Annotated in this window: 17 protein-coding genes and 1 pseudogene; 2 read left to right on the top strand and 16 right to left on the bottom strand. The window is 36.2% G+C overall.

Going from position 1 to position 26,495, the window contains the following annotated elements; genetic code table 11:
- Window position 1: 1 nt before the first annotated feature.
- Window positions 2–5,296, bottom strand: coding sequence for a hypothetical protein (locus M0Q46_00790; protein MCK9582151.1), 5,295 nt, complete (start codon window positions 5,294–5,296; stop codon window positions 2–4).
- 68 nt (window positions 5,297–5,364) lie between these two features.
- Here M0Q46_00790 and M0Q46_00785 point away from each other — a divergent pair, with 68 nt between their 5' ends.
- The gene (locus M0Q46_00785; GenBank protein ID MCK9582150.1) at window positions 5,365–6,453 is read left to right on the top strand and encodes an LptF/LptG family permease; all 1,089 of its coding nucleotides are present in this window, start codon (window positions 5,365–5,367) and stop codon (window positions 6,451–6,453) included.
- Between the two features lie 3 nt (window positions 6,454–6,456).
- A pseudogene (locus M0Q46_00780) lies at window positions 6,457–7,535 on the top strand (LptF/LptG family permease).
- 33 nt (window positions 7,536–7,568) lie between these two features.
- On the opposite strand, the gene M0Q46_00775 reads toward M0Q46_00780, so the two are convergent.
- The 15 genes from M0Q46_00775 to M0Q46_00705 form a co-directional block, all read right to left on the bottom strand.
- Window positions 7,569–9,260, bottom strand: a complete 1,692-nt coding sequence (locus M0Q46_00775) for a M6 family metalloprotease domain-containing protein (GenBank protein ID MCK9582149.1) — start codon at window positions 9,258–9,260, stop codon at window positions 7,569–7,571.
- Window positions 9,261–9,569: 309 nt separating this feature from the next.
- Complete coding sequence (locus M0Q46_00770) at window positions 9,570–11,078, bottom strand: DUF5723 family protein (GenBank protein MCK9582148.1); 1,509 nt, start codon at window positions 11,076–11,078, stop codon at window positions 9,570–9,572.
- Between the two features lie 19 nt (window positions 11,079–11,097).
- The gene (locus tag M0Q46_00765; GenBank protein ID MCK9582147.1) at window positions 11,098–11,919 is read right to left on the bottom strand and encodes a tetratricopeptide repeat protein; all 822 of its coding nucleotides are present in this window, start codon (window positions 11,917–11,919) and stop codon (window positions 11,098–11,100) included.
- A 49-nt stretch (window positions 11,920–11,968) separates the two neighbouring features.
- Entirely contained in the window at window positions 11,969–13,225 is a 1,257-nt protein-coding gene (ahcY, locus tag M0Q46_00760; protein ID MCK9582146.1) for an adenosylhomocysteinase, read from the bottom strand.
- A gap of 179 nt (window positions 13,226–13,404) precedes the next feature.
- Window positions 13,405–14,580 carry a methionine adenosyltransferase gene (metK, locus tag M0Q46_00755; GenBank protein ID MCK9582145.1) on the bottom strand — a complete coding sequence of 392 codons (1,176 nt, stop codon included), beginning with the start codon at window positions 14,578–14,580 and terminating at the stop codon, window positions 13,405–13,407.
- Between the two features lie 173 nt (window positions 14,581–14,753).
- Window positions 14,754–15,779, bottom strand: a complete 1,026-nt coding sequence (locus M0Q46_00750; protein ID MCK9582144.1) for an NDP-sugar synthase — start codon at window positions 15,777–15,779, stop codon at window positions 14,754–14,756.
- Window positions 15,779–16,708, bottom strand: coding sequence for an SDR family NAD(P)-dependent oxidoreductase (locus tag M0Q46_00745; protein MCK9582143.1), 930 nt, complete (start codon window positions 16,706–16,708; stop codon window positions 15,779–15,781). The genes M0Q46_00750 and M0Q46_00745 overlap by 1 nt, the downstream gene beginning before the upstream one ends.
- Before the next feature lie 199 nt (window positions 16,709–16,907).
- Window positions 16,908–18,275, bottom strand: coding sequence for a sugar transferase (locus tag M0Q46_00740; GenBank protein ID MCK9582142.1), 1,368 nt, complete (start codon window positions 18,273–18,275; stop codon window positions 16,908–16,910).
- A 44-nt stretch (window positions 18,276–18,319) separates the two neighbouring features.
- Window positions 18,320–19,450 carry a glycosyltransferase family 9 protein gene (locus tag M0Q46_00735; GenBank protein MCK9582141.1) on the bottom strand — a complete coding sequence of 377 codons (1,131 nt, stop codon included), beginning with the start codon at window positions 19,448–19,450 and terminating at the stop codon, window positions 18,320–18,322.
- Between the two features lie 346 nt (window positions 19,451–19,796).
- Window positions 19,797–20,924, bottom strand: a complete 1,128-nt coding sequence (locus M0Q46_00730) for a glycosyltransferase family 4 protein (GenBank protein MCK9582140.1) — start codon at window positions 20,922–20,924, stop codon at window positions 19,797–19,799.
- A 62-nt stretch (window positions 20,925–20,986) separates the two neighbouring features.
- Complete coding sequence (locus M0Q46_00725) at window positions 20,987–22,000, bottom strand: tail fiber protein (protein ID MCK9582139.1); 1,014 nt, start codon at window positions 21,998–22,000, stop codon at window positions 20,987–20,989.
- 16 nt (window positions 22,001–22,016) lie between these two features.
- Window positions 22,017–23,285 carry a flippase gene (locus M0Q46_00720; GenBank protein MCK9582138.1) on the bottom strand — a complete coding sequence of 423 codons (1,269 nt, stop codon included), beginning with the start codon at window positions 23,283–23,285 and terminating at the stop codon, window positions 22,017–22,019.
- Window positions 23,272–24,378: a glycosyltransferase family 4 protein gene (locus M0Q46_00715; protein MCK9582137.1), complete on the bottom strand. Its 1,107-nt coding sequence runs from the start codon at window positions 24,376–24,378 to the stop codon at window positions 23,272–23,274. The genes M0Q46_00720 and M0Q46_00715 overlap by 14 nt, the downstream gene beginning before the upstream one ends.
- Window positions 24,379–24,444: 66 nt before the next feature.
- Window positions 24,445–25,506, bottom strand: coding sequence for a recombinase RecA (gene recA, locus M0Q46_00710; protein MCK9582136.1), 1,062 nt, complete (start codon window positions 25,504–25,506; stop codon window positions 24,445–24,447).
- A gap of 76 nt (window positions 25,507–25,582) precedes the next feature.
- Window positions 25,583–26,251, bottom strand: a complete 669-nt coding sequence (locus M0Q46_00705) for a Wzz/FepE/Etk N-terminal domain-containing protein (GenBank protein ID MCK9582135.1) — start codon at window positions 26,249–26,251, stop codon at window positions 25,583–25,585.
- Window positions 26,252–26,495: the final 244 nt, after the last annotated feature.

Genomic DNA, 26,495 nt, shown 5'->3' with positions numbered 1-26,495 from the left:
ATTAGAATTGTATTGTTAAGCGGCCAGACGCCTCAATTGTTTGGTAGTTGTCATCTGGGACAACTCGGTTTTCTGTTTTGCTGTACCCAACGCCGATGGTAGTGCGGAAGTTTTGCGATATTTCATAATCGGCGCTTAGGTTTAAACTGTAAATATTTTTGTTGTCTATTTCAACATTTAAACTTGAGTTTGTTGTTGTGTATTTAAATGTTGAGCTAAGAATCATTCTGTTTGTAAGAGGAAGGGTTTTTTTTGTAAATGGAATTGGTAACCCATTTGGAAACGAAATGTCTAAATTTGTCTGGGCTGTATAGATATTTGTAAGTAGTTGTTGTGTAAGCTTTTCTGTACCATCGCGTTGCCAGCTTTGTCCATTTTCATAACGCAGTCCAAAGCGCCATTGTTTGTAGGTGTAGCCACTTTGTGTTGACCATGTAATGTTTTGGGCTTTCCTTGTTATAACATTGTTAATAAAGTCAAAATCTTTATCATCTATAACATTTGCCCCGATGTTTAGGTCTATTTTTTTTACTAAGTAAAAGGCAAAGTTAGTTCCGAGTATTTTATCTGTATTGTTTGATACATCTATTGTTTCAGTATATTTGTCTCTAAAGTTTATATTCCATTGCGAGTCGCTAACCCAGCGCTCAATAAAAAAGAATTTTTCCCAATTTTTCATTGTTATTGTAAGGTCTGGCCAAACACGTGTAACCACTTCCTTAAGAGTTCCTGTAACCCAACTTTGTTCTCTGGTTCCTGTATAGGTAAAGTTAGTTGAAAGCAGATTGAGTGGTGATAGCCTGCCGCTAAAATTTAAGGCCTCAAATGGATTATAAGCACAGTTTAATCTAACATCATCTCTGTGAAGTTCGCTTTTAAGATATGCGTAATTTGTTGTGTCAAGTTCAAGTGGGCTGTTGCGCACCCAGAGATTATCAAAGCCAATTGCAGTGTATGTAGCAGGAACATTATTGTAAGAATCGTTGTCTTGAATTTTGTAGTTTGAGTAAAACCCAAGTGATCTGGTGAATTTAAAATTAGTAACTTCGCGCATATTAAAATTTAACGCAACTTCAGCATTGCTTGCTCTTTCTATAAGTTTTACATTGCCGGGGTAAACTGCTGGGGCAGTTGTGGTGTTGTATGCAATGTTGTAGTTTTCATTTGTGCTTATAGAGTAGGTTAAACTTGGGCAAAACCAGCTGGCAAAGCTTAAGTTAGATGTTGCGCCAACTGTTTGGTTAGCCGATTTGTTAAACTCCCAATTGATCAAGTGGTTTTTTTCTTTTACTTTTGTAAGCGTATAGTTTGGCGTAAAATTAAAGCCATTGAAAAACTGGAAAGGTGTTTTTCCGCTCCATGTTTCTGTTATGTCAAGAGAGTTGTAATTGGTGAGTTTAAGGTATTCTTTAAATGCATCTAATCCTAAAAATGCTGTATCTGTGCTGCCCTTAATTTCTTGCCAAGGGCGTAAAAATGAATTTGTTATGCTGTAGTTTGCAGAAATTCCAGTGGGTAAGACAATAAACCGTACTGGTAAAGAATAACTTGCATTGCCAGTTAGGGTTTCATCATCTTGAATTCTATTTAACTGTGACGAGTCATTAATAGCTCTTGTGTAGTTTCCGGAAAAACTCGGTAAGTTTGTACCAAGTGAAAAAGATGTTCCGCCAGAACCAGAGTATGAAAGAATCTTTCCTTCGTTTAAAATTGATACAAGGTCTGATTGATTTTCAATTACAGATGGTGTAAGGATTACGCTTCTGCTTAATGCTGTATTTATTGGCATACTTATGGGCATTAACGGAACTTTCATTAGGTTAAAATAGGCGCTATCTTCTGTTAAGTCGCGGTTGTAAATGCCAGCAGAAAAGCTTTCAAAGTTTTTGGTTACTTGTTTTCTCTTACCGCCAAAGGTTGCCCACTCAGGTACAAGAAAATCGGCATTTGTACGCCAGGCATAGCCCTCTTTTAACCAAGCCTCTGTCATATGTATTTCGTCAACCCATATTTCTCCACTTTTGGTTCCAGCAGTTGTTCTAATACCAAGTTTAATTTGGGTTATATTTTGCAAAGATGGTAAACCAACAACGGTTATACTTGATGCAGGGTATGTGGTTTGCCAGAGATCTGGTTTTGTGTCGCCGTTTGTATCAATTTGTTCAATGTTTAACAGTTTCCAACCAGTCCATGTTATAGGTATTGTGTATTCAAGATAATTTGTGTCATTGCCTGCTTGAATGTAAAATACATCACCAAGATTAACCGTTTTTGCGTAAACAAATAGTTTTAAATTATGGTAATTTGAAAGGTCATAAGCCGTTGAATAAGGCAAGCGTGCAGAAAGATCAACATTTGAAGATGTACTAATAGAGTAATTTAAAGCGAGTGCTTGCTCTGTGTAGTTTGTTAAGTCTTGGTTTGCTATGTCGTATAGATTTAAATAGTCGGGATTTGTGAGTAGCGAGTTATTTTTGTAATCAATATCGTCATTCGTGTTTTTTGCAGAAATTGTAAGTGTTGCTCCAATAACCGACGAGTTGGTCCCTTGTTCCCAACGGTTTCCGGACACTGATAATTTTGCAAGCTTTAGAGTGCCGGACTCATTATTTCCTGATGAGCGCAAAGTTATACGCACTTGCTTTATAACTTGCCAATCGGTCAGCTGAGTAGCGGTTATATTGAGAGGAATAATAAAGTGTTTCCACCCCGTCCATGTAACCGTGTTATATGTATTTCCGTCCACATCTATAAGTGTTTTTGAGTAATTATTTTGCGCGGCTCCAAATTGATTGACAACTGTGTCGAAGTTGTTTAATATCCCATCGCCATTAAGGTCTTCCGTATCAAGTAAGCTGTTATTTCTTCCTATAGGTGTTGAAGTATTATCTGGGTTTATGAAATTCCAGCCAATATCTTCCCCAAAGTTAAGTGTTCCATCGTGATTAAGATCTTCTGTTTTCAAAACACCACTTCCATCAACATCTTCATTAAATGAACCATAGCCAACTAAAAACTGAGCTCCTTTCCCGTCGCCTTGGAGCCAGAACTCCAAAAATTGTTTTTTTGAGTAGTCATTGCCAACCTTGGAAAGCACTTGAACTATTGATGTTTCGTTTGAGTTTGTAAGGTTGTAATTAAGATCAAGTACAGATTGTTTTTCGTCGGTTTTTAGTACAAGATTTGGATTTATTTCTGTTTTTGATATGTCTTCATTTGAAACTGTTATTGCATTTGAGAAGTATTTTTGACCAGATGGGTTGCTCGCAAGTTGCCAGTTTTGATAGTTTAATGATGCACTGTCTTCTGTTTTTACCCCTTCCATAGATTCTAAAATTGCTTTGTTCATTACATTGGGGTTTCTTTCACTGCTGGCATACTCGCCGGCTATAGATACTTTTACACCTATGCCCGGTATATCTATATCAGAAATTTTTGCATCACCTTCTAAAACCTGTAAACTAGATGGAGTTGTTCTAATATCAGGGACAACCGCGCTTTGAGCGGCGAAATCATAAATGAAACTTGAGCCAACAGAAATATTTTTGGTTAATGAAAGTTCAGAACGAAGTCCGATAAGTGTATCTCCTCCAGCATTTCCAAAAGGCGCATAGTCGTATGAGATTTCAATTACAGAGTCTTCTTTTATATTGTCCTCATTGTAAAAAGTAATAATTCCTGCGTCATAATCTAAGTAATAATCGGAATCCTTCTGTAGTGTTTTGCCATTTAAAGTTACATGCTCGCTTTGTGGTACTATGCCAGGCCTTAGCGTAAGTATTTTGTTGCGGTAACTATACTCTGTTAATATATTGTATTTATGTGTGTTTGATGTGTAGAGGTCGTCATGAAATGGTTTGCCAGTCGGTGGTTCAAAGTTAAAAATACCGTTGTCAAAGTCAACAGTTATATTTTGCGGGTAATAGGGTACGGTCTTTTGTGTTGAGCCATTATCAATTGTTGTAACTTGAGTGTTATTTAGGTCTTGCACTTGTAAAATAAAGTTTCCACGCCCATTGTCTCTTATTATTTTTAAGTTGCCTAAGCTGTAAAATGTTTTAAGCTCGCGCGTATAATTAACATTGTTGTTGCCATCTTTTATTACTTTCCATTGGCCTGTGTCCGCGCTAAGCCATGTGTTGTCATCTTTTTGATAATCAACCGCGATAACCCAGTTTGCCTCAAGTCGATTTCTAAAAGCAATTATTCCTCTGTCATAATCTATTGTATAGTCTTGGCCAGGCACAAGAAGGTCAAAATCGCCAGTGTAGTTGGTTGTGCCTCCTGTAAGCGGAATTATGTCTACAGTAGTATTGGTTGATGTTGTTACATTGTTGTTTACAATATTTCTATCATCTTTATAAATTTTAGCAGTGCCGCTTTTAATTTTATACGAACCGTTTAATACTAAGTTGTAATATTTGTAACTAATGTATGAGTTGTCGGCAATTAAACGACGGTTAAGCGTTGTATTACCAGTAAATCGCTTTACTTCTGAGAGCCCTTTTGTTCTGCTAAAAAAACCTATTGTGCGCAGATTTTTTGTTGGTTTGGCATCAACTTTTATTCCAAAGAGTTGTTTTGAATATCCAACAAATTCTGTCGCAGGTAATGTCATTGATATATCACCAAATGCAGCCTCCTGAATTACCTCGTCAGGGTCGCCTTTGTAAACAACAGATATATCTCTTTTATCGGCAGTAGTATCGTCGAAGTCAACATTAACATTCACTTTTCTTCCAACTTTACCGTTTATGCGCACCTGTAGCTCTTGTTTCATGGCAAGTGACGACGAGTTTATTCTTTTTTGAGAATCGGGTTTGTCATACATTGTAGAGCTGAATGTAACGCCAATAGTTTTTCTGCCGGATATTGAAAGTTGTGATTCGTATGGCAGTTCTACGGTAAGGCCTGGCGGTATAGGTGGAGGTAGTTTTTTTGTGCCTGAAGAAATAAGGGTTGTTTCTTTTATACTTTGTGCAGGGTTATTAAGTTGTTGCATTAGTTTGCGCCAGCGATTTGGAGAGTATTTAAAAAAGTTGCTATTTTCTACAAAAGTCGCAAGTTCTTTGCCAGCGGTTCCAGCGGTTGTAGTAGTAGGGATATCAAGTATATATTTTTCTTGGCTGACTACTATTTCTTTTTTCTGGCTGGTTGCAGACTCTATTAGTGCATCTTTGTCAGGCCCTAAAATTGAATAGATTTTTTTTGTGCCAAAATACTTGCTTGAAAGGGGTTGGATAAATAACCCCAACGATATACCTGCGATAAGAGCAATAAAGAATAATTTTTTCATTTAATTTGCCAATTATATATCTTTTTGTTTGGTTTACAAAAAAATTTTGTATAATTCATATAAATTATATGAAAATACTTCACAAATACACACTTCATGAGTTTACCGAAGCATTTTTATTTGGCTTGTTAATAACTACTTCTATTTTAATTATTGATCAGTTATTCCAGCTTATCAATCTTTTTTTAGGAAAGGGTGTTTCTGCTTTTACAGTTATAAAACTGTTTGCCTTGGCTTTACCTAACATTCTTTCCATGACAATTCCTATGGCTGTGCTTATTGGCACATTGCTTGCTTTTGGCCGTTTTAGCGAGGACAATGAAATAACCGCAATTAGGTCGGCTGGTTTTAATGTCTTTGAAATTACAAAAAGTGTTTTATTGGCAGTGATAATTCTTTGCTTTGTTCTTGTATATTACAATCACTTTGTTTCCCCTGCTACTCATAGGGAGTTTAGGCAACTTTATGTACAATTACTTACTAAAAGGCCGCTTGTTAAATTTGAGGAGCGCTCTATTAATTCTTTGGGCGACTATAAAATTTATGTTGAAAGTGTTGACAGAGTTAGCAACACGCTAAAAAAAGTAAATATTTACAAGTTCTCGCAATCTGAACTTGGGGCTCCATTGCGTATCAGTGCCTCTTTGGCAAATGTGAATGCAAGTGAAAATGAGATTATTTTTTCCCTAATTAAGGGGTATTTACAAAAACCAGACCCTGAAAAATTAGATACCCTTTCGTTGATTAAGTTTGATACTTATAAATTTAAAATTCCAATAACAAAAGATGCTGTACCTGCAAGTGTTTCATTGCGTGAAATGCCTTCGCCAATACTACTTTCTGAGATAAAAAGCTACAAGAAATTAAAATTGCCTGTCGCTGTTTTTGAAACTGAGTATTGGCTTAGATATGTGCTTGCGTTTGCCCCATTTTGCTTTTTGATAGTTGGTATACCTCTTGCTATTAGTGTAGAAAAGGGTGGTAAAATTGGGTTTGGTTTAAGTTTGGTTGTTATTTTTCTTTATTATATTTTGCTGGTTCTTTCCATAAATGCGGGTGAAAAGAATATTTTGCCTTCCGCGTTGGTGCTTTGGCTGCCCAATGTGGTGGTTCTTTCAAGTGGAGTTTTTTTATGGCGAAAAATGTTGCGGAGGTAGCGCTTGATTCTTTATAGGTACATAGCAAAAGAGTTTCTAAAACCTCTTATTGTAACTTCTATTGCCTTTGGCACCCTGGTGCTTATATCTGAATTTTTTAGAGAGTTAAATTACTATATGGAAGTTAAAGCTGGACTTATACCAGTTTTAAGCTACCTGCTTTGCAACCTGCCATGGTGGACTATTCAGGTTTTGCCTGTCTCTGTTTTACTTGCTGTATTGTTTTGCGTAGGTCAATTGGTAAAGAATAATGAATTAACAGCGCTTAAAGCGGCTGGCATAAACTTATGGAGAGTTGTTGTTCTTTTTTTGCTAATGGGTGCTCTAATTGGAGTTTGTGAGTTTTATTTGCGCGAAGGTTTATTTCATTTAGTGTTGGTATGGCGGAAAAAATTAAGACAGAAAAAATAAGAAATGAAAAGCCAAGTAGCGTTAGCGAACGAACAAATTTGCTTGTAAGTTTTGATGATGGTAAAGCAAGAATGACAGTTGGAAAAGTGTCGCTAATTAATAAAACAATGAGTAAGCTTGTTATAGATGTGTTTGACAACAATATGGAATTAAATAAGCAGTTTGTTGCAGGTGGTGCTAGTTGGAATGGTAATGGTTGGGTGCTTGAAAATGGTATTGAAAGAGTTTTTAGCGGCAATGCTTGGAGTGAAAAGTATTTTTTAACATTACCTTTTGCGCTCCCTTTCAGCCCATCAGATTTTGATGTTTTGCGCGTACGCCCCGAGCAGTTGAGTGTTAGCGCGTACAACACTTATCTTAAGCGACTTGAGCTTATTGGCTCGGATAATACAAAAGAAAAAATTCAGTATCATCAGCGTTTTGCTGCTGTTTTTAGCCATATAATAGTTATACTTATTGGTTTGCCTTTTGCGTTGAGTTTTGGAAAAACACACGGTAAAATTATTAGTTTTACGATTGCTCTTATTTTTGCCTTTGTGTATTGGGCTGCTCAGGCTGCTGGGCAGTCACTTGGAGAAAACGACATTATTTCACCTATGCTTGCCGCATGGATTGGTAATATAGTGTTTGGAATATTTGGTTTAATTTTGGTTGCAAGGGTTAAGAAGTAAATATTTATAGAATTGAATAGTCGTATTTTTTTCTCATCTAACTACCGCAAGCTTTCCAAATTTTATTTGCGAGTCGGCTTTCACACGGTAAAGATATAAACCTGGGGCAACATCTTGCCCACTGTCGTTTTTCCCATTCCAATCATACTCATAAACAAAGTTAAAATCACTGGTTGCTGAGAAATTTAAATTCATTTTTGCAAAACCATTTTCAAATTTAACAAGCTCTCCATTTAAATTATAAATAGCAATGCTTATGTCTTGTGGTGGTCTTGAAAAATTCATAGATATAGTTGTTAATATTCCTTGCAATTTTTTTGGGTGGTAATAGCCAGTCCCCGATGGGTTTGGATAGCATATTACTTTTGTTATTTCACTGTGTGCAGCAACTTGTTGTTGAGTTATATTAAAACTTGCTTTACCGGCTGAAAACGCAAAATTTGCAATTGTAATGCCTGAAATTACGTCGGAGTAAGAGTTTGAATAAGGCGTTGTAAATATCCCGCGACTTCCTGGCCAAAGGTCATTAGAGTCCCCATATGGAGAATACTTTGGGGGCGAGTTGTCGGCTTGTACGATATCTACGGTGTTATGACTTAGATTGTTTATTGTGTTATGTAAAACGCGTGTTTGAAGTGTGCTTCCATCAATTGTACCTTCATCTATGTGCCATATTGCCACACCTTCTCCAGGCGGATTTACATTGTAGAGCGATTTTGATGAGTAACAAACTAAAAAATATTCCGTGGAACTTCCAAGAACTGGAATTTTATATATTGTATTTGTACTTGCTTCTATCGGCAAAATACTGCTTATTTCTTGTGGTTGTGTAATTTCTGTCGGGCTAATCCAGCCAATTAATTTTTTACACCATGCGCTTGGCGGTGCAGGGGTGAACCCTGAGTTTACCCAAGTGCCATGATCCATTAGGCACCAATTGCCAACTTTTGAGTTTCCAGTAATGGTGTCATAAATGTCAGGGAATCCTAAAATATGACCAAACTCATGGCAGGTTACACCAATTGGGCTTGTGTCACTTTCTCTTGCAGGCAGGAGTATTCCATCATTAAAACCATTAACTGGTGTGCTTATTTGTACTACCGCAGACCAGATATCTCCGGTTTTATTTGTTGACTCATTACCATACCCCGCGTGTAGTACAATAACTGCATCGTATGTAGTGCTATTAAGTGTTGGCGGGGTTGCGTTTAGTGAATCGGTAAGTAAGTTCACTAAGCCCGGGCTTCCGTTTATTGTATCATTAGAACCGTAATATGATAGAGAATTTGGAAGTGTAAATGGTGTTTCTGCTCCACTAAGTGGTGATGCAGATGATCCGCCGTTATAAAAATAGGTAAAGTTAAGTGTAAGTGTGCCGTAAGATGCTTCAGTATAAAAACCTTTTAAGTAATCAATAGTTGTATTTATACCAGTTATATCAGCAACAGAAAACTGAAAAACTCCACCTGTTGGGACTTCCTCCCCCGGAACCACCGCCGCCGATGTAAAGTCAACCAAAATAACCGCAATGTTTTTTGTGCCTGATGGTGATGTAATAACTTTTTTGCTAATGGTTTTTATTATTTGTACAGTGAATTTTGGTTTTTCTGTTGGGCGTGTGTAGTCAGTCGGCCCAGGTGTTTTCCCATCTAAATGCATTACCGCATAGTTTCTAATGGTTACAGTAAATAGAAGAATAAAACATAAAAATATTATTTTGCGCATATTTTTTTCAACCTGGACTTTGTAATAGGTTTGTGAACCGAGACAAAAGAGACGGAGATAGTTTTGACGCAAAAACCGCAGAGAATGGTAATTCCATTTGCAAGGTTTTATGTCCGCCTCGCTCTTATGAGCGGGCGAGACCTCGCCCAAAGGGTGGGCGGATAAAAATGTCCCGTATCTTTTGACGAATTCCCGCCAAAGGCGGGTTGTCGTAGGGCATGCCAAATCTTATTGCAAAATACTGGTTCTAACAAGACGGCGAGCAAGTAATTGCTCGCCGTCTGCTGGTTAATAATCTATTAATAAGATTTACTTCTTCTTAATTTGTTCTTTTATTTCTTCTTTTGCGGCCGTTGCTGGTTTTTCTATTATTGCTTTAGCATCATCTTTTACTTTTGACGGTGCTGGAACAACTATAATAGGTGCAACAGTTGCAGTTGAAACGGATACGCCAACTTGGTTCTGGTTTGATACTGAAACAGCACTTTGAGTAGAGAGTAAAACAGCTGGAATACTTAACTGTGCTGTGGTTGGTTTTGTTAGTGTTTTAATAGGTTCTGTCTTTTTTTCCTTAACAACTGCATCAGATCCAAATGCTTTTCCTTTTTCGTTACCCCACCTGAAAGATATGCTTAATTGGTGGTTTGATTCTGGAATTTGGCCAGCAAAAAGCCCAAGTTCATCAGACCAATAAGCGTATTCAAGGTTTAAACCTAAATATGGGATTCCGAGTTTTAAACCAGCAGTTGGATAGCCAGAGTTAAAGCCCACACGCAAGGCAAGTGTTGAAAATCTAAACTCTGCACCAATGTGAGTTTTTTTCCAGAAGGTTTGTGAAAGCGGTTCCTGAGAGCTAAAAACATCATCAATATCGGCTGCAAGTTGAAGGCGATTAAGAGTGTTGATATATCTTCCAGGCCAGTAGTATATTTTTTTAGGAACATACGCGGCACCAATATTCCATACTGGATAAATTACACCAGTGAATGCATCTTTAACTGTTGTTATGCCATCTTTTGTGGTTTCTACTTTTGGATAGCTAATTGATGTACCACCAAGATCCATAATCTGCAATCCAAAGTTCCATTGCTCGTTGTACTGATAAAGTGTACCAAGGTCCATACCATAGCCATTGCCGGGCTGTAATACTGGGTCAAATTTTTCAAACTCTAAAATTGATTTGTTAAGTTCTTCTATTCTTCCACGCATAATATCTTTTATGGTTGCGCCAACAGAAAGCTTGCCAGGCACATTAAAAGGCAAAACATCAAACCTATGTGCAAGTGGCACGGCTAAAATTACATCCATATTGCCCCAAATGTCTATGTTTGGCACAATTAAACCTTGCTTCAGCTGTATGCCAATATCTGCCTGGTCAAATACCCCAAGGCCCCAAGAGATAAAACCTGGTTTTGAAATATAGTTAGTGTTTGGAAATCCAAAGCGTAGGCGGGTACGGTACTTTGTAGCTGTGTTATTAATCTTATTTATCAGGTCACTTTGAGCCGCTGGTGTAAGTTTATCAAAATTTTTCAATCCATCCTGATTGTCGTTGTAAAAGTTCATAAACTGAATTGAATCGTCAGTTATTGAAAGAGGAAGATCAAACAAAGTAAATAAACTCCCCGTTCTTTGTGTAATTCCAGCAGGGTTATAAAAAAATGCATTTTGATCATCAGCTATGGCAGTAAATGCACCGCCCATGCCAAGTGCTCTTGCACCCCTTATTTTTATAGAGTTTTCAGTAGCCAATAACCCCGATTGTAAAAGCGCAAGACAAAACAACGAAGCACTTAATAATGTAGCAAGTTTTTTCATTTTTTTCCCTCCTAAGTTCTTATAAATAAATTGTACCAATGTCTATATTTGTAATGTTAAGGTCACTCTTGAGGTTGTCAAAAAGTTTTTTAACATCTTTTTTCATTTGTCCAATTGATGTGTCATCAGAGTAATTTAACTTAGTCATAGCTCTTAAGAACAAATTGTAGGCACTAGCAATATCTTTAAGTGCATCTTCAGCTACATTTTGGGGTACCGTACTAGTAATAGTAGATGTGCCGTAATCATCAGAAATTTCAACATAATCATTTAGAGTCATTGCTGCACGCAAAATCAAGCAAAATGAAGCGTTGATGTTAACATCGGGGTTGTCAAAGGATATTTTGCCGTCTGCTGTGGCATTAATAATTTTGGGCAGTTTGTTTGCCGCAAGCACTTCATTTATTGCATCTTTGTATTTAGTGATGTTTGCAACAATTGTTTCTGGTAGCAAATTGTTTGATGACGATTGTGCCTCTTTTGCCACGGAGTAAAGAGCTGGTGATAAGTGAATAACACCTGAACCCTGCTGGCGTACCATATTTGCGATAATTGATGCTACATCAAGGCCAGAATCGCCAAGCTTCGCTGCAGACCAACCATAAATTGCTTCAGAGTTATTTGGGTCAGCATCAAGAACTTTCCCATAATACTCAAGAGCTTTGGCATAATTTTTTTCGCTTAGTGCGGCGTAACCGTCTGACATAACAGAATCTATACTGCTGCCGCTTCCGGCACTTCTTGCCCAAGAAAAAATGTTTGATTTACCGCAACCGCTCATAGACAAAACAAACAGTCCAAGAGCGCATAACGGCAAAAACAACTTGACAGCTTTTCTCATGACGATACCTCCCGCGTAATTTTTACAGCAATTCAACTATCAAATCTGTTTAAGTCCCCTCTTGCCAAGAAACAAGATATTTTTCCTGTTCTTTGGTTAATTTATCAATTTCTATACCCATTGCCTTTAGTTTCAGCCGGGCAATTTCTTGGTCTATTTTTACTGGCACTGAGTATACTTTTTTCTCAAGTTTTGCACAATTTTTTATAATATACTCTGAAGCAAGCGCCTGATTAGCAAATGACATATCCATCACACTTGCTGGGTGGCCTTCAGCGGCTGCCAAATTAATAAGCCTGCCATCGGCTAAAAGGTAAATTTTCTTTCCACCCTTAAGTGTAAACTCTTCAATAAACGGACGCACTAAACGGCTTTTTAATGCTGTTTTTTTAAGATAATTGATATCTATTTCCGCGTTAAAATGGCCTGAATTCGCCACAATAGCACCATCTTTCATTATACTCATATGCATGCCCGATATAACATTTAGATTCCCTGTTACTGTAAGGAATATATCGCCTATTTTTGCGGCTTTTGCCATAGGCATAACTAAAAACCCATCCATAGTGGCTTCAATTGCTTTAAGAGGGTCAACTTCTGTAACTATAACATTAGCGCCCATCCCTTTTGCCCGCATAGATACACCCTTACCGCACCAGCCATAGCCAAGCACAACTAAATTCTTGCCAGCAAGCAGAAGATTTGTTGCTCTAATAATGCCATCAAGTGTTGACTGACCTGTTCCATAGCGGTTATCAAAAAGATGTTTCGTAAGCGCATCATTTACCGCAATAATTGGGTAAGCCAAAACGCCATCTTTTTCCATGGCTTTTAAGCGCACAACGCCTGTTGTGGTTTCCTCTGTCCCGCCAATTATATCTTTAAGCAACTCACGTTTTTTTGAAAAAATTGTTGAAACGAGATCTGCCCCATCGTCCATAGTTAGTTGCGGTTTGTGCTTTAGCACCACGTCTATGTGCTTGTAGTATGTTTTATTATCTTCACCCTTTATTGCGTATGTTTCTATGCCATAATGTTTTACAAGCGCAGCCGCTACATCGTCTTGAGTTGAAAGCGGGTTTGAGGCACAAAGAAGCACATTGGCGCCACCTGCTTTTAGGGCTATTGCCAGGTTTGCTGTTTCTGCCGTAACATGCAAACAACAAGCCATTTTTATATTTTTCAATGGTTTTTCTTTTGAAAATCGTTCTTGTATTTGACTTAATACAGGCATTTCTCTTTTTGCCCATTCAATACGGTTTTTTCCTGAATTTGCTAAGGCAATATCTTTAACATCATATTTCATTAAAATTTCTCCTGTTAATTTTTATATTTTGCCGGTCATAAAACTCTTTTTAAGTCCATGACTTCAGAGGTCAAAATATTTTTGCCCTCAACCACATTCAACGATACTTTTACATCACCCTCACCTGCCCTTCGGGCTTCCTCTCCCCTCGAGGGAGAGGATTGAGGTGAGGGGGAGGGTTATTTTGCGGCTCTTTTTAAATTTTCAACTTGATTTAACTCTTCCCATGTAAACTCCGGCCCTTTTCTGCCAAAGTGGCCATAAGAAGCGGTCTTGCGATAAATTGGCCTTTTCAACTTTAGATAATTGATTATGCCATTTGGTGTAAGCGGGAATAATTTACGCACAATACGGCTTAACTCTTTCTCTGATATAGCTGATGTTCCATGCGTATCTACCATTACAGAAACAGGCTCAGCAATACCGATTGCATAAGCAAGTTGAACGGTGCATCTTTGGGCAAGATTAGATGCAACCACATTTTTTGCTATGTGGCGTGCCATGTAACAGGCACTTCTGTCAACTTTTGTTGGATCTTTACCGGAAAATGCCCCGCCTCCATGTGCTGCCATGCCGCCGTATGTGTCAACAATTATCTTTCTGCCAGTCATTCCGGTGTCAGATTGCGGCCCACCAATTACAAATTTCCCGGTTGGGTTAACAAAATACTTTGTTTTTGCATCAACCCATTTTCCAACAACCGGCATTATTATTTTATCAATCATTTCTTTTTTAGATTTTTTTGTTATTTGTTTACCAGTTTTATCAAGAATATCTTCTGTGTGCTGAGAAGATAAAACAACTGCGTCAATGCGCGCAGGTTTGCCGTCAATGTATTCTACAGAAACTTGCGATTTACCATCTGGCCCAAGGTATTTAAGAATGTTTTTCTTTCTAACTTCCGCAAGGCGTAAGGTTAATTTATGAGCAAGCTCTATTGGTAAAGGCATAAACTCGGGTGTTTCTTTGCAGGCATAGCCAATCATAAGCCCTTGATCGCCGGCACCGCCTGTATTTACACCCTGGGCAATATCTGGTGATTGGGAATGAATGCCGTTTAATATAGCACAGGTTTCATAATCAAAGCCGTATTTTGGGTCGGTGTATCCTATCTCTTTAATTATTTCTCGTACTATTTTGTGTGTGTCAATGCTTGCTTTTGTGGTAATTTCCCCACCAACAATTACCAAACCCATTGTTATGAATGTTTCACATGCAACTCTGCCGTTAGGGTCTTGGCGCAACACTTCATCAAGTATCCCATCGGATATTTGGTCGCAAACTTTATCTGGATGACCTTCTGTTACCGACTCAGATGTGAAAACAAAATCTTTACCTTTTAAATGCCCGTTCATTTTTAACACCGCTCCTTTTTAATTATTATATATTTAACATCACTATTGTCCGACACATTTTATCATCCCCGCTGGAGTTTACCTTTGAGTACCTTAATCGGGAGCAGGAATAACAGCTTTTTATGTTGAAACCAATTTCACATTTATTGTTGTAAAGTAAATTTAGTCGCACACTAATGATTTAATATAGTTCCTTCATGGATTAATATGCCATCTGAAACTTTAGCTTTACTACCGACCACGCAATTATTAAGTATAACATTTTTACAAATAAAAGTATTATCCCATAAAATTGAGTTTGAAACTTTCGAGCCCATGCTAACTTTAGAGTTGTTGCCAATAGTTGTGCATGGGCCTACTGTTGCATTTTTTTCTATCGTACAGAAATTGCCAATTATGCAAGGTGCAATAATTTTTGCTGTCTTATCTATTTTGGTATTTTTGCCAATCCAAATATGTTTTTTTACTTGTGGTGCTGGCATATTAACGCAAATGTTTTGTTCTAAGGCATCGTTTGCGGCTTTGCGGTACTCTTTTATGTTGCCAACATCTGCCCAGTATTCATTTGTTTCGTATCCAAAAATTGGGAGTTTTTTCTTAAGTAGTAGCGGCCAAAGGTCTTTTGCAAAGTCAAAAACCTTATTTTTTGGAATATATTCAAAAACTTTTGGTTCAATAATATAAATTCCAGTATTTACAGTTGATGCAAAAACCTCACTCCAGCTTGGCTTTTCAACAAATTTACTTATGCTGCCATTTTTATTTGTAAATATTATGCCATAGTCAAAACGAGAATCAATATCTTTTAGCACAATGGTTGCTAATGCTTTTTTTGCTTTATGGAAAGATATTGCTTTTATTAAATTAATGTCGGTAAAACCGTCACCTGACATTACTACAAAGGTATCATTAAAGTATTGCTCAACTTTTTTTAGCCCGCCAGCAGTGCCCATTAGCTTCTTTTCAAATGAGTAATGCAAGTTAATGCCATATTTTTTGCCATTGCCGAGATAATTTTTTATAGTTTCAGGAAATAGATGCAGGTTTAAAACAGCGTCGGTAAAGCCATGCCTGGCAAGGTTTTCTATGGTGTGTTCAATTACAGGTTTGTTTGCAATTGGTACCATTGGTTTTGGTATTTGCAGGGTTAAAGGCCTTAAACGAGTGCCAGCGCCTGCTGCCATAACAAATGCCTTCATTAGATACACTTCCTATTTTTAAAAAATTTTATAGTGTTTTTTAGTCCATTTTCAAAAGTTGTTTCGGGTTTCCATTTTAATATTTTCAATGCTTTATTTATTGCCAATACACTCCTGAAAAGTTCACCAGCACGAGCTGGTTTGTAAACAGGGAGTTTTTTGTAACCGGTAATTTTAGCCATAACTTTATAGAGGTCATTTACAGATACTGCTTTTTGCGTTCCTATATTTATTGTTTCGTTGTCGCCTTTGCTTAGTGCTATCAAATTTGCCTTTACCAAGTCACCAACAAAAACATAATCTCTAAGTTGTTTTCCGTTTCCAAAAATAAAAAGATCTTCATTTTCTAACATTTTACCGGTAAATATAGCCACAACACCTGCTTCACCATAAGGGTCTTGCCTTGGGCCAAAAACATTGCCATAGCGCAAAATTGTGTATTTTAAACCATTTAATTGAGCAAAAGATTTAATATAAAATTCAGCGGCAAACTTTGCTATGCCATAAGGAGAAAGCGGCTGGCCTTGTGTGTTTTCGTTTGCTGGTATTTTCCCACATTCGCCGTAAATTGTTCCACCAGATGATGCAAATATTATTTTTTTAGTTTTAAATTCAACGCAGTTTTGGAGAACATTTAATGTGCCTAAAATATTAATTTTTGCGTCAAAAGTCGGGTCTTGTACCGATTTGCGTACATCAAGCTGTGCCGCGTGATGATTTACTATGTCTGGTTTTTCTTTTTTAAAAATTTCTTTAAGTTTTTTAGGGTCAGAAACATCGGCCATATAAAATTTTGCTTTTGGGTTTATATTTTCTTTTTTGCCGGTTGAAAGGTTGTCGACAACAACAACTTTATAACCATTTTTAATGTACTCATCTGCTATGTTTGAGCCAATAAAACCAGCTCCACCTGTAATAAGTATTTTCACCACATTCTCCTAAGTTTAGCTTAAATATAAATTCATACTGGCCACTAGTACCATTTCTTGTTATCCTAATTATTGCCCTCATCTTGTGTCATCTCGACGAACAAAGTGAGGAGAGATCTTAGACCAATAGTAATCATAGAAACAAGATCCCTCACTGTGTTTCGGGATGACAAACTATGCGAAACGGGAACGGCATCCTCTAGTACGCGCCTTTTTTACTAAATATGGCGTATATGGTATTAAAAAGTATTTTAATGTCTAGGCCAAGCGACCAATTTTCAATATAAAATATGTCAAGCTCAATCATTTCTTCATAACCCAGCGATGCCCTGCCAGATGTTTGCCATAGTCCTGTAATACCAGGTAGAACACGCAAACGACGCTTTGCCCAGTCGTCATAAGCCGCGGCTTCCCACAAAACCTGAGGCCGCGGGCCAACCAAACTCATATTACCTTTAAGAACATTTAATAGTTGAGGAAGTTCATCTATGCTGTAGCGCCTTAGAATTTTTCCCATTTTTGTAACACGAGGGTCATCTGACATTTTGAAAACAGGGCCTTGCCGTTCACTTAGTGACTTGAATTTTTCAAGCAGTTCGTCGGCATTTAAAATCATTGTTCTAAACTTGTAAAAATTAAAAGTCGCACTTCTGTAGCCCACCCTTTTGTGATAATAAAGGGCTGGCCCTGTAGATGTTATTTTAATAATAACGGCAATACTAAGAAGTATCGGCCAAATAAGTGAAAGTAAAAAAGTTGAAATAACCAGATCAATAAAGCGTTTTAATAAAAAGTTAAACCCACTTAGTGAAGCTGGTTTTAAATGGAAAATTGGAATTCCAATAGATGAGTCAATAATTATTTCACCTTGGCAGACGCGCACTAAATCAGGCACAAACTTTAGGTCAATACTGTTATTTTCACACCAGTCATAAAAGCTCATTAGATTGTTTTGGCTCCAGTCATTGCTTGTTAAAATTACCTGGTGAATATCGTCGGAAGATATTATTTCTTTTACTTTGTCTAAATTGTTTTCATTGCATGATTCAAGAAAGCGCGGTAAGTAGTTTGGATGGCGGGATAAAATTTTCTCCAACATCTTTTGATTTTTACCAAGCACTAAAATTTTCTCTTTTGGAATAATAGATTTGGAAAACGCGCTGAAAAGCAATCTTAAAAATTGCCTAAGTGAAAAAGTTAAAATAAGAGAAATTAACCAGAAAAGTACAAAAGTGATTCTGGAGTATGAAAAGTCCCTGTAAAAAAATGTGGCTGCAATTAAAAATAAAATACAAATTGTTCCAGCTTGAATGGTTCTAATTAAATCATCCAATACAGGAAGAAAAGCGACTTTATACATGTTAAACTTGTAAAACACAAACAACCAAAGTGGAATTATAAGGTAAAGAGCGTTTTGATAAAAAAACCAATTTGGCAACGAGGTAGGAAATAAGTTTTGAATATGAAAAAATCGTAAATTATAAGACAAATACGCCGATAAAATAAGGGCAAGTGTATCAATTGCAATCAAGATTAAATAAAGCAACACTTTCCGTGAATAGTTCATATTATTATTTTACTTATTTATACCATAGCTTGCAATGGGTTAATTTAAATTAGTTTTTGCAATACCTGTTTAACAAACTCAAAAACCTCAGTTACATTAATTGAACGCATACAGTCATCTCTTTTGCATCCATACTCAAAGCCCAAGCTAAGGCATGGACTACAGTTAAGTTTTGATTTTATTGCTACAGCATTATCTCCAATAGGTCCCCATTTTATTGGGTTGGTTGGTCCATGCAAGGCAATAGTTGGTGTATGTAGAGCAGAGGCAAGGTGCATTAGCCCTGTATTTCCACAAACAATAAGCGAGGCATACTTAATTACTGCGGCTATTTCGTTTAGTGACAGTGCTGGCAAAAACATACACTTACATTTTGTATCTTTAAAAACATTGATAATTTCTGGCTCTTGCGTTTTACCTGATATAAGAATTTTAACATCAAAGTTTTCAGATATAATATTTGCGAGTTTAGCGTAGTTTTCAACCGGCCAACGCCTTTGGATGCCATGTAATGGAGTTTCAGGGTGCAAAATAATAAAGGTGTCATTTTCTTTTATCCCAAAAGTGCTAAGAAGTTGTTTTGCTTTTATAATGCTATCTGGTTTTACAAAAAACTCTAAGTTTGTGTTTAAGTTAATAGCCCCAAGCGAGCTGGCAAGTTCATTAAAGCAGTCAACTTCATGTATGTTTTCTTTGTGCAATAGTGGCTGAGTAAATAAATAATGCCTATGCTGGCCTGCAGTTATGAACCCCACCCTATTTCTAATTCCTAAAAAGTATGAAATTAATGGAGTAAGGCGTGTCCATTGTTCAAAATCTATAGAAAGCTCAATTTTTTCTTTTTTAAATTTAACAATAAAATTCAAAAGAGATAGTAGCCCACTTTTTAAATTTAGTTCAATAAACTCATCTATGAATGGGCAAGTTTCAAGAGTTTCTTTATTAATTTGTGTGCCAAGGAAAAAAATCTTTGAAGTGTTAAACTTCTGGCGCAAAGACCTTAAGGCAGGATACAAAAGAATTGAATCGCCTACGGCAGAAAGTTTAATTACAAGAATTTTTTTTGGTGTTTTTAATAGGTTCTTTGGTTTTTTGCTTATAAAAACCCCAAGCGAAAAAATTAAAAGCGAACCAAAAAGAAAATCTAAATATCTAAGTAATTTGTTCCCGCGCATAAATTTATGCCTTATTAACTTTTGTGTAAATAAATGGGAAAGCTGTAAGAAGTGCAAAATATTCTTTTGTGTTCATTACAAATGGGTCACCGCGAATTAGCTATTTACAAGGAGTCCAATATAAGAAAATAATGCGCAAATAATAAGTAACTTAATGTTCCCATCACCGCACTAATAAATTGCCACTCATAATTAAATGGGATGATTAGGAAAAGTAGAGTTAATAGTCAGTTTGAAATATTTTTAAAAGAATATTTACTTATTGCTTCATGAAATATTTTATGATTATTCTAATTACATTGGAACAAATTGTTATTAAACACTATGATTGCAACTACAAACTTTATTATTTTATTTTTAGCAAATCAATGTAATTCTTGTATGTAATTGAATCAACAACCTTTTTTGAAAAATTTATTTGAACACGTTCTTTCCCTCTTGCCGCATACTCCGAAGAACACTTTAGTGCTTTTAAAACTGCATTTGCAAGTGAATCCGCATTACCTTCATTAAAAACGACCCCAGAATCTCCTATAACAGTTGGGATCTCTCCAGACGATGAACCAACAACCGTGACTTCACAAGCCATAGCTTCAATTAATACTCTTCCAAATTGTTCTTTCCAGTTGTATGTTGTTAAAGATGGTAATACAAAAACATTCATTCTATTGTAATATATAGGCAAATCATCATAATTTATTGAACCAGTAAATGTGATATTATTAAAAACATTTTTAAGTTTTGCATGATTCAGCAATTCATTTTTATATGGGCCATCTCCGATAATTAGTGCATGAAAATTATTGCCCAGTAAAGCTAAAGCGTCAATTAGTGTTTGTATTCCTTTCTCTTTCACCAATCGTCCAACGAAACCGAGTACAATTTTCCCCTCAGGTAATTTCAGTTTTATAATAGAATCAAATATTGCTAGTTTCTTGTAAAGTGAAGTGTCAACACTTAAGGGCATATAAACAATTTTTCCGGAATATCCTTTTTTTTGTAAAATTCCAATTCCTTCTATTTCTGTAACACTTATTACTTGATCAACATTGTTTAAAACAAATTTTTCTATTAATGGAAAAGGGAGTGGATATTTGCGTGTTTGATTTTCGCTTGTGTAAACAATTATCTTTGTTTTCTTTAAAAATATTTTACACCACAAAACTATTTGAAATGCGGTTAAGCTCCATGGTTCATTTGTGACAAATATAATGTCTGGTTTTTCATGGTGTAAAAATATATATAATTGAGGTAAGTATAAGCGCACTGAATGATGAAAATTAAAAATAGATTTGAAATGTTTTGTTGTAAAACCATCTTGCAATAATTTGTTATATCCATGCGCGTTTTTGCGCGCAACAGAAGAAGGAATGATCACGGTAGTTTTGGTGTCAGGGTATTCCCTTTTATCAAGCAATCCCACTCGCCAGGAAGCATCTGTATAGAAATTAGCAATTGCAACTATTTTTATCATAAATTACCTACTTCAATATCTGTATGTATAAACCATAATGCGCCTTAACTTAACTAATATAGTTACAATTTCATTATAAATGCGAGTTTATAGAAAGCTGGCCTATTATCTATTTGCGTTCCTGAGCCAGTAGTTGCTGAAGTTGCATTATGTGTGTGAGAACCTGATGAGTCGGTTGTGAATGAGTGTGTGTGAGATGAGTTTTCTCCAGTTGTTGTAATTGAATATGTCAACGCTCTATTCCCATCAAAACTGTAATTGTCGTCAGTTATACCACGATAACTACCTGTATTTGGATTTGTGCTAACACCGTTAGTTGTATGAGTATGATCCTGACTTTGATTTCCAGTAGTGCCTGTATGTGAGTGATTTCCTGCTGAGTCAACAGTAATGGTGTGGTTATGGGCAGGTAATTGGGCAACTGATAATAAATATGAATTAGAACCGCCTGTTTTAGTAAGTTCATTTAGGTTATTTGTAGCTAAAATGAATCTATCCTCAAGGTTTGGTGTGCCGTTACTTCCATCGCAAATAGCCCACCCGTTTGGAATTGTAGTTCCAGACCACATAATAATTGCGCCGCGTGGTACCATATAATAAGTTGTTCCGTTTGTGATGTTTTTGGCTTCGCCATTTGTTTCTATTGACATATATTCAGTGTTGTTTATAGAAAAACTAACTTTAGAATCGGAGTTTATATTTTCGGCTTCTTGTGCATGAAGAGCATAAATGTGCGAAGTAAGCTTTTCCCTTGGCGATAAAACCTTCCCCTCAACAGTTGTTTCAAGCCAATAATCTTTCTTTTTCCAATCAATATTTTGTGGTGAGAGTATGTGGCTAAAAACTCCGCTTGAAACTGTAACAGAAATATTCCCGGAGCCCCAAGGAGATGCCCCTGCATTTACATCATCAAATATTTTAAAATTCATAGTGCGCGTTGCAGTTATTGGTTGACCATACTCTCTTAAACGGCCGTTATAGGTTATTTCATTTGGGACAGCGCAGTAAACTATAGTTAATGTAGCAAACAACACAACAATGGCGGCAGACAAACTCAAAAATAATGCTTTTTTCAATCACAACCTCCTAAATTTAACAGGGATTACTTTTATTTAATCTGTTTGAAAAATATAATTTAATAAAGTACAAGAAATTTAATAAACACAAAACAAAATGTCCTACAAACAAAGAAATCGCAGCCCCAAGCGCGCCGTGCGAAGGAATAATAATGTAACAAAATGGAAGATATAATACAATTGCAAAAAATGCGTTAATAACAACTGTACGCTCTTTGTTTAAGCTAAGTATAACGCAATAAAGAAGTTCGTTTATAAAAAAGAAAATAAGCGTAACAGCCATAACTTTTAAAACCATTGCCGCAGGCATATATGCGTTGCCATAAAGGAGCTTTATTACCATATCTGAGAAAAAAAACAAAGGTAACGCTAAGAGTGTTGATAAAAAAACAAGAGTGTATAATGCTTTAAAAAATAGCTTTTTCCCATAGTTAGAGAGTGTGTTGCCAACATTGCTTTCTATGAAGTGAGGCAAAATAGATGCAATAAGCAGGGATGGAATAAAAAAAGTTCCCTCAAGAAGTTTGTAAGAAGCACCATAAAAACCAAGCTGATCTGGAGTTGAAAACTTTTGTAATATCAGAACATTGTAGCGCCCAATAAATGTGGTGATAATAATTACTAAGTTTATCCAAAGTGATGAGAACAGTATTTTGGGCCACAGTTTAAAGTTTAGCTTGTGAAAAAGAAATGCTGCAATGCCGTATTTCTTTTTTAACACTTTTATTGAGATAATCAAAGCGATTATCGCTGAAAAAAGAAGCGCCGCGGCTATATACAAAATGTCATTATGAAAGCTTATTAAGATAAAACCGGTTACAACTATTAGAATTCGCCAATAAAACATTATATATGTTTCAATATTAATGTGTTTATGAGCGCGGTATATTGAGTTTAGTGGGTCAAGAAATGCAGAGATTGCAAATGAGAGAGTTATAATTAGTGTTGCTGTTCCAGAAATATTATTGTGTCTTTGCAGTACTACCGCTATTAACAGTAAAATAATTGTTGTTATTACTTTAAACCATAATACCTGATTTAATAGATTTTCTTTTTCATCAATGTTTTTTTCTGCAGCAACGCGTTTAACTAAGAATAAGTTTGTACCGAAGTCAGTAAAGACGATAAGCAATGCGGAAAATGACAACGCGTAATTTAACTGCCCAAACTGCTCAACACCAAGTTTTCGCGCAAGATATATTAAAAAGAAAAACCAAAGCCCTTTGCTTAGTATTTCTCCGCTCCAGCGGATAAGAACATTGGAGAAAATTTTATTGTTTGGCATTGTTAGCTATCTTGTGGTAGGATAAAATAGTTTTATTTGCAACATATTCCCATGAATATTTTTTGACTTCTGTTTTTAATTTTTGCCCACACTCATAAGCAAGATTTTTGTTAGATGCAAAAAAATTGATTTTTCTTAAGAGTTCCTTATAATCACCTGGGGTGTAAAGCAGACAGTTTTCATCTTTTATTATTTCTGCTACACCAGCGAGTTTTGAAACTAAAACTGCCAAAGATTCATTCATCGCTTCCGCTGCAACCATACCAAAGGCCTCATGTTTTGTTGGCAATACCAATAGGTCTGATGCTGCGTAGAGCTTACTTACATCTTTAACCTTTCCTAAGAATTTAACTTTTTTAATGTCAAAGGATGTTAAATTCAGGTAGTTCTTAATTTTCCCAGAACCTGCAATTAAAAGAAAAATATCTTTGTTATTTGCAAATTCAAGAGCTTTTAAAATAACCGACAGTCCTTTTCGTTTAAATTCATTGGCAACAAACAAAAGTATAAAGGCATTTGCAGGGATGTTTAGTTCTTCCCTTAAATATTCTTTGCTTTTTAATTGAGTGTTTTTTAATGAAATCCCTGGGTAAATAACATCAATTTTATCTGGACTTACATTATAAATATTACAAACTTTATCTTTAACTTTCTGAGACACCGCTGTAATTCTTTTTGATTTAGTAAATCTTCGTTTTTCATTATAGAGCAATACCCAATGCAAAGGATAGAGTGTTTTAATATGCCATTGTTTAATTGATTCTTTTTTACATTGTCTAACCCATTGCGCATGGCAACTATGAGCAGTTACTACTGTGTCATATTTAGTATATGTGTCTTGATTGTGAATAATGTCATAACTATCTTTAAATTTATTATTGAGGGTAATCTGAAATTGCAATATTTTAAGCCACCGAGGTAAAAAACTGTAAACTTTAATTTTATGAGATGTAACTGATGGTATGTTGCACTCTGTAGATGAGTAGATATGTACTTCATGCCCCATATTAGCTACATATGCAGCCAGCTCTCGTGTGTAGCGTTCAATGCCTCCAAGAAATGAGATATCTAATACAAAGTATGCAATTTTCATTTTTTAAAATAAACGGCATTAAAAACTTTGAAGTTTGTTTAATGCCGTTTTGTATGTGTTTAGTTGTTATTTTTTTGAACTTTTAACTTGCTTTGGCTGAGGATTATGGGTATTTTCATTTTTTGTTTCTGTTTTAACGCCAAAGTATTTCTCGCGAATTGTATTTTCAATTTTGTCCGCAACTTCAGGATGTTCTTTTAAATATGTTTTGGAATTATCTCTGCCTTGACCAATTTTATCGCCATCATAAGAGAAAAATGTTCCGGCTTTTTCAATAAGCCCTTCAGTGACACCCATATCTATTAAATAACCTGCTCTATCAATTCCTTCGCCAAAAATTATGTCAAATTCTGCATGTTTAAACGGCGATGCAACTTTGTTTTTAACAACTTTCACACGCACTCTGTTTCCAAGGAATTCTTCGCCTTTTTTAACAGATTCAATTTTTCGTATATCAAGGCGAACTGAGGAGTAAAATTTAAGCGCAAGCCCACCCGGTGTTGTTTCAGGGTTCCCCCACATTACGCCAATTTTTTGCCTTAATTGATTTATGAAAATTAGTGAAGTATTTGACTTTGCTATTGTTCCAGTAAGCTTCCTTAATGCTTGGCTCATTAAACGAGCTTGTAACCCCATTACTGCATCACCCATATCGCCTTCTATTTCTGCCCTGGGTACAAGTGCTGCCACGGAATCAATAATTATTACATCTACAGCACCGGAACGGATAAGTTTGTCGGCAATTTCTAAACCTTGTTCACCAGAGTCTGGCTGAGAGATTAAAAGGTTGTCAACATCTACCCCAAGTTTTTTTGCGTATTCTGGGTCCATTGCGTGTTCTGCGTCAATATATGCCGCTATGCCACCTTGTTTTTGGTCTTGGGCAACTATGCAAAGTGCCAGTGTGGATTTACCAGATGATTCCGGACCATAAATTTCAATAACTCTTCCGCGGGGTATACCGCCAATTCCTATTGCTATGTCTAATGGCAAAGCACCGGTTGGTATTACATCAACATTTGTTTTGGGTTTCTTTTCACCAAGGCGCATTATCGCTTCTTTACCAAAATCTTTTTCTATTTGTGCAAGTGCTAAATCTAATGCTTTGTTTTTTTCATCTTTTGACACTTAAATCTCCTTTGAATTTTTGTGTTGTAGCAATAATGTAAATAGAAAATTAATTAGTTTACTTTTTATTTATAATTTAACAACTTTTCTTTGATATGATATCTTTTCCTTTGAACAACGCAAGCATGCTTAACAGTAAGAATGAAATCAAAACACTGACACGAACGATTGGCATCTTTGACTCTTTTGCATGATTGGGAACACTTGCAGTGATTACTAATTCAGATGGGACAAGTCGGAATTCTCTAATACCACTACTTAATGGAATAGGTCTAATGTTTTCCTTAACAAAATTAACCATCTGATTAAGTTCAATCTTTCCATTGTCAAAGCCTATTTTGTGCCTCTCAATTACTATTTTTGCAACAATGTCCGCTAACTGTTTTGCTGTGACTGGATTTTGCGTCTTTGCTGTAATCTTAAGCATTCCAGATTCGTCAGAATATTGTACCATGCCTGTAAGTGCTTGTATGTAGTTAAGATCATTCACATGCCCAGCCTCGATAGCTACTTGTTTTCGCAGTTGTTCAGAACTCATGATTGCAGTTATACTGCCGACCGAATCCAACTGATCCTGACCAATATACCCTATCTTTATTAATGCTGATGATTCGTATTCTTTCGGCAGGTTATGCGCATATATGTGTGCCAACAACCCAACAACTATCGTTGGCAATATAATCAATTTCCAATGCTTTTTTAGTACCTTCAAGATGTCATTAAGTGATATTTCCATGTCTTCCATGCTTCCCCCTATTTTCGTCTATTTTACAAAATGATTTAGCATAAATCAATTTTCACCGAGAATAACAAATAGAGTTGTGTTTTTGTCGTCATTGCGAATCCCGAAAGGGTGAAGCAATCTCGTCTTAACTATTAGATTGCTTCGTCGCTACTACTTCCTCGCAATGACGCTTTTTTTTAGTTGTCATCCTAGAATGTCCCTATCGGGAATCCATAATTTCATACAATTTTCTTGTAAGATTTGT

The organism is Endomicrobiales bacterium, assembly GCA_023228045.1.
Classification (GTDB): Bacteria; Elusimicrobiota; Endomicrobiia; order Endomicrobiales; family JALOBY01; genus JALOBY01.
The sequence above is the reverse complement of the archived record's forward strand: the minus strand, read 5'-3'. Positions and strand labels throughout refer to the sequence as shown.

Bases quoted from the DNA above. Each gene is read 5' to 3' on its own strand.
- M0Q46_00790 (MCK9582151.1), bottom strand. From the start codon at position 5,296: ATGAAAAAATTATTCTTTATTGCTCTTATCGCAGGTATATCGTTGGGG.
- M0Q46_00785 (MCK9582150.1), top strand. From the start codon at position 5,365: ATGAAAATACTTCACAAATACACACTTCATGAGTTTACCGAAGCATTT.
- M0Q46_00775 (MCK9582149.1), bottom strand. From the start codon at position 9,260: ATGCGCAAAATAATATTTTTATGTTTTATTCTTCTATTTACTGTAACC.
- M0Q46_00770 (MCK9582148.1), bottom strand. From the start codon at position 11,078: ATGAAAAAACTTGCTACATTATTAAGTGCTTCGTTGTTTTGTCTTGCG.
- M0Q46_00765 (MCK9582147.1), bottom strand. From the start codon at position 11,919: ATGAGAAAAGCTGTCAAGTTGTTTTTGCCGTTATGCGCTCTTGGACTG.
- ahcY (MCK9582146.1), bottom strand. From the start codon at position 13,225: ATGAAATATGATGTTAAAGATATTGCCTTAGCAAATTCAGGAAAAAAC.
- metK (MCK9582145.1), bottom strand. From the start codon at position 14,580: ATGAACGGGCATTTAAAAGGTAAAGATTTTGTTTTCACATCTGAGTCG.
- M0Q46_00750 (MCK9582144.1), bottom strand. From the start codon at position 15,779: ATGAAGGCATTTGTTATGGCAGCAGGCGCTGGCACTCGTTTAAGGCCT.
- M0Q46_00740 (MCK9582142.1), bottom strand. From the start codon at position 18,275: ATGAACTATTCACGGAAAGTGTTGCTTTATTTAATCTTGATTGCAATT.
- M0Q46_00735 (MCK9582141.1), bottom strand. From the start codon at position 19,450: ATGCGCGGGAACAAATTACTTAGATATTTAGATTTTCTTTTTGGTTCG.
- M0Q46_00730 (MCK9582140.1), bottom strand. From the start codon at position 20,924: ATGATAAAAATAGTTGCAATTGCTAATTTCTATACAGATGCTTCCTGG.
- M0Q46_00720 (MCK9582138.1), bottom strand. From the start codon at position 23,285: ATGCCAAACAATAAAATTTTCTCCAATGTTCTTATCCGCTGGAGCGGA.
- M0Q46_00715 (MCK9582137.1), bottom strand. From the start codon at position 24,378: ATGAAAATTGCATACTTTGTATTAGATATCTCATTTCTTGGAGGCATT.
- M0Q46_00705 (MCK9582135.1), bottom strand. From the start codon at position 26,251: ATGGAAGACATGGAAATATCACTTAATGACATCTTGAAGGTACTAAAA.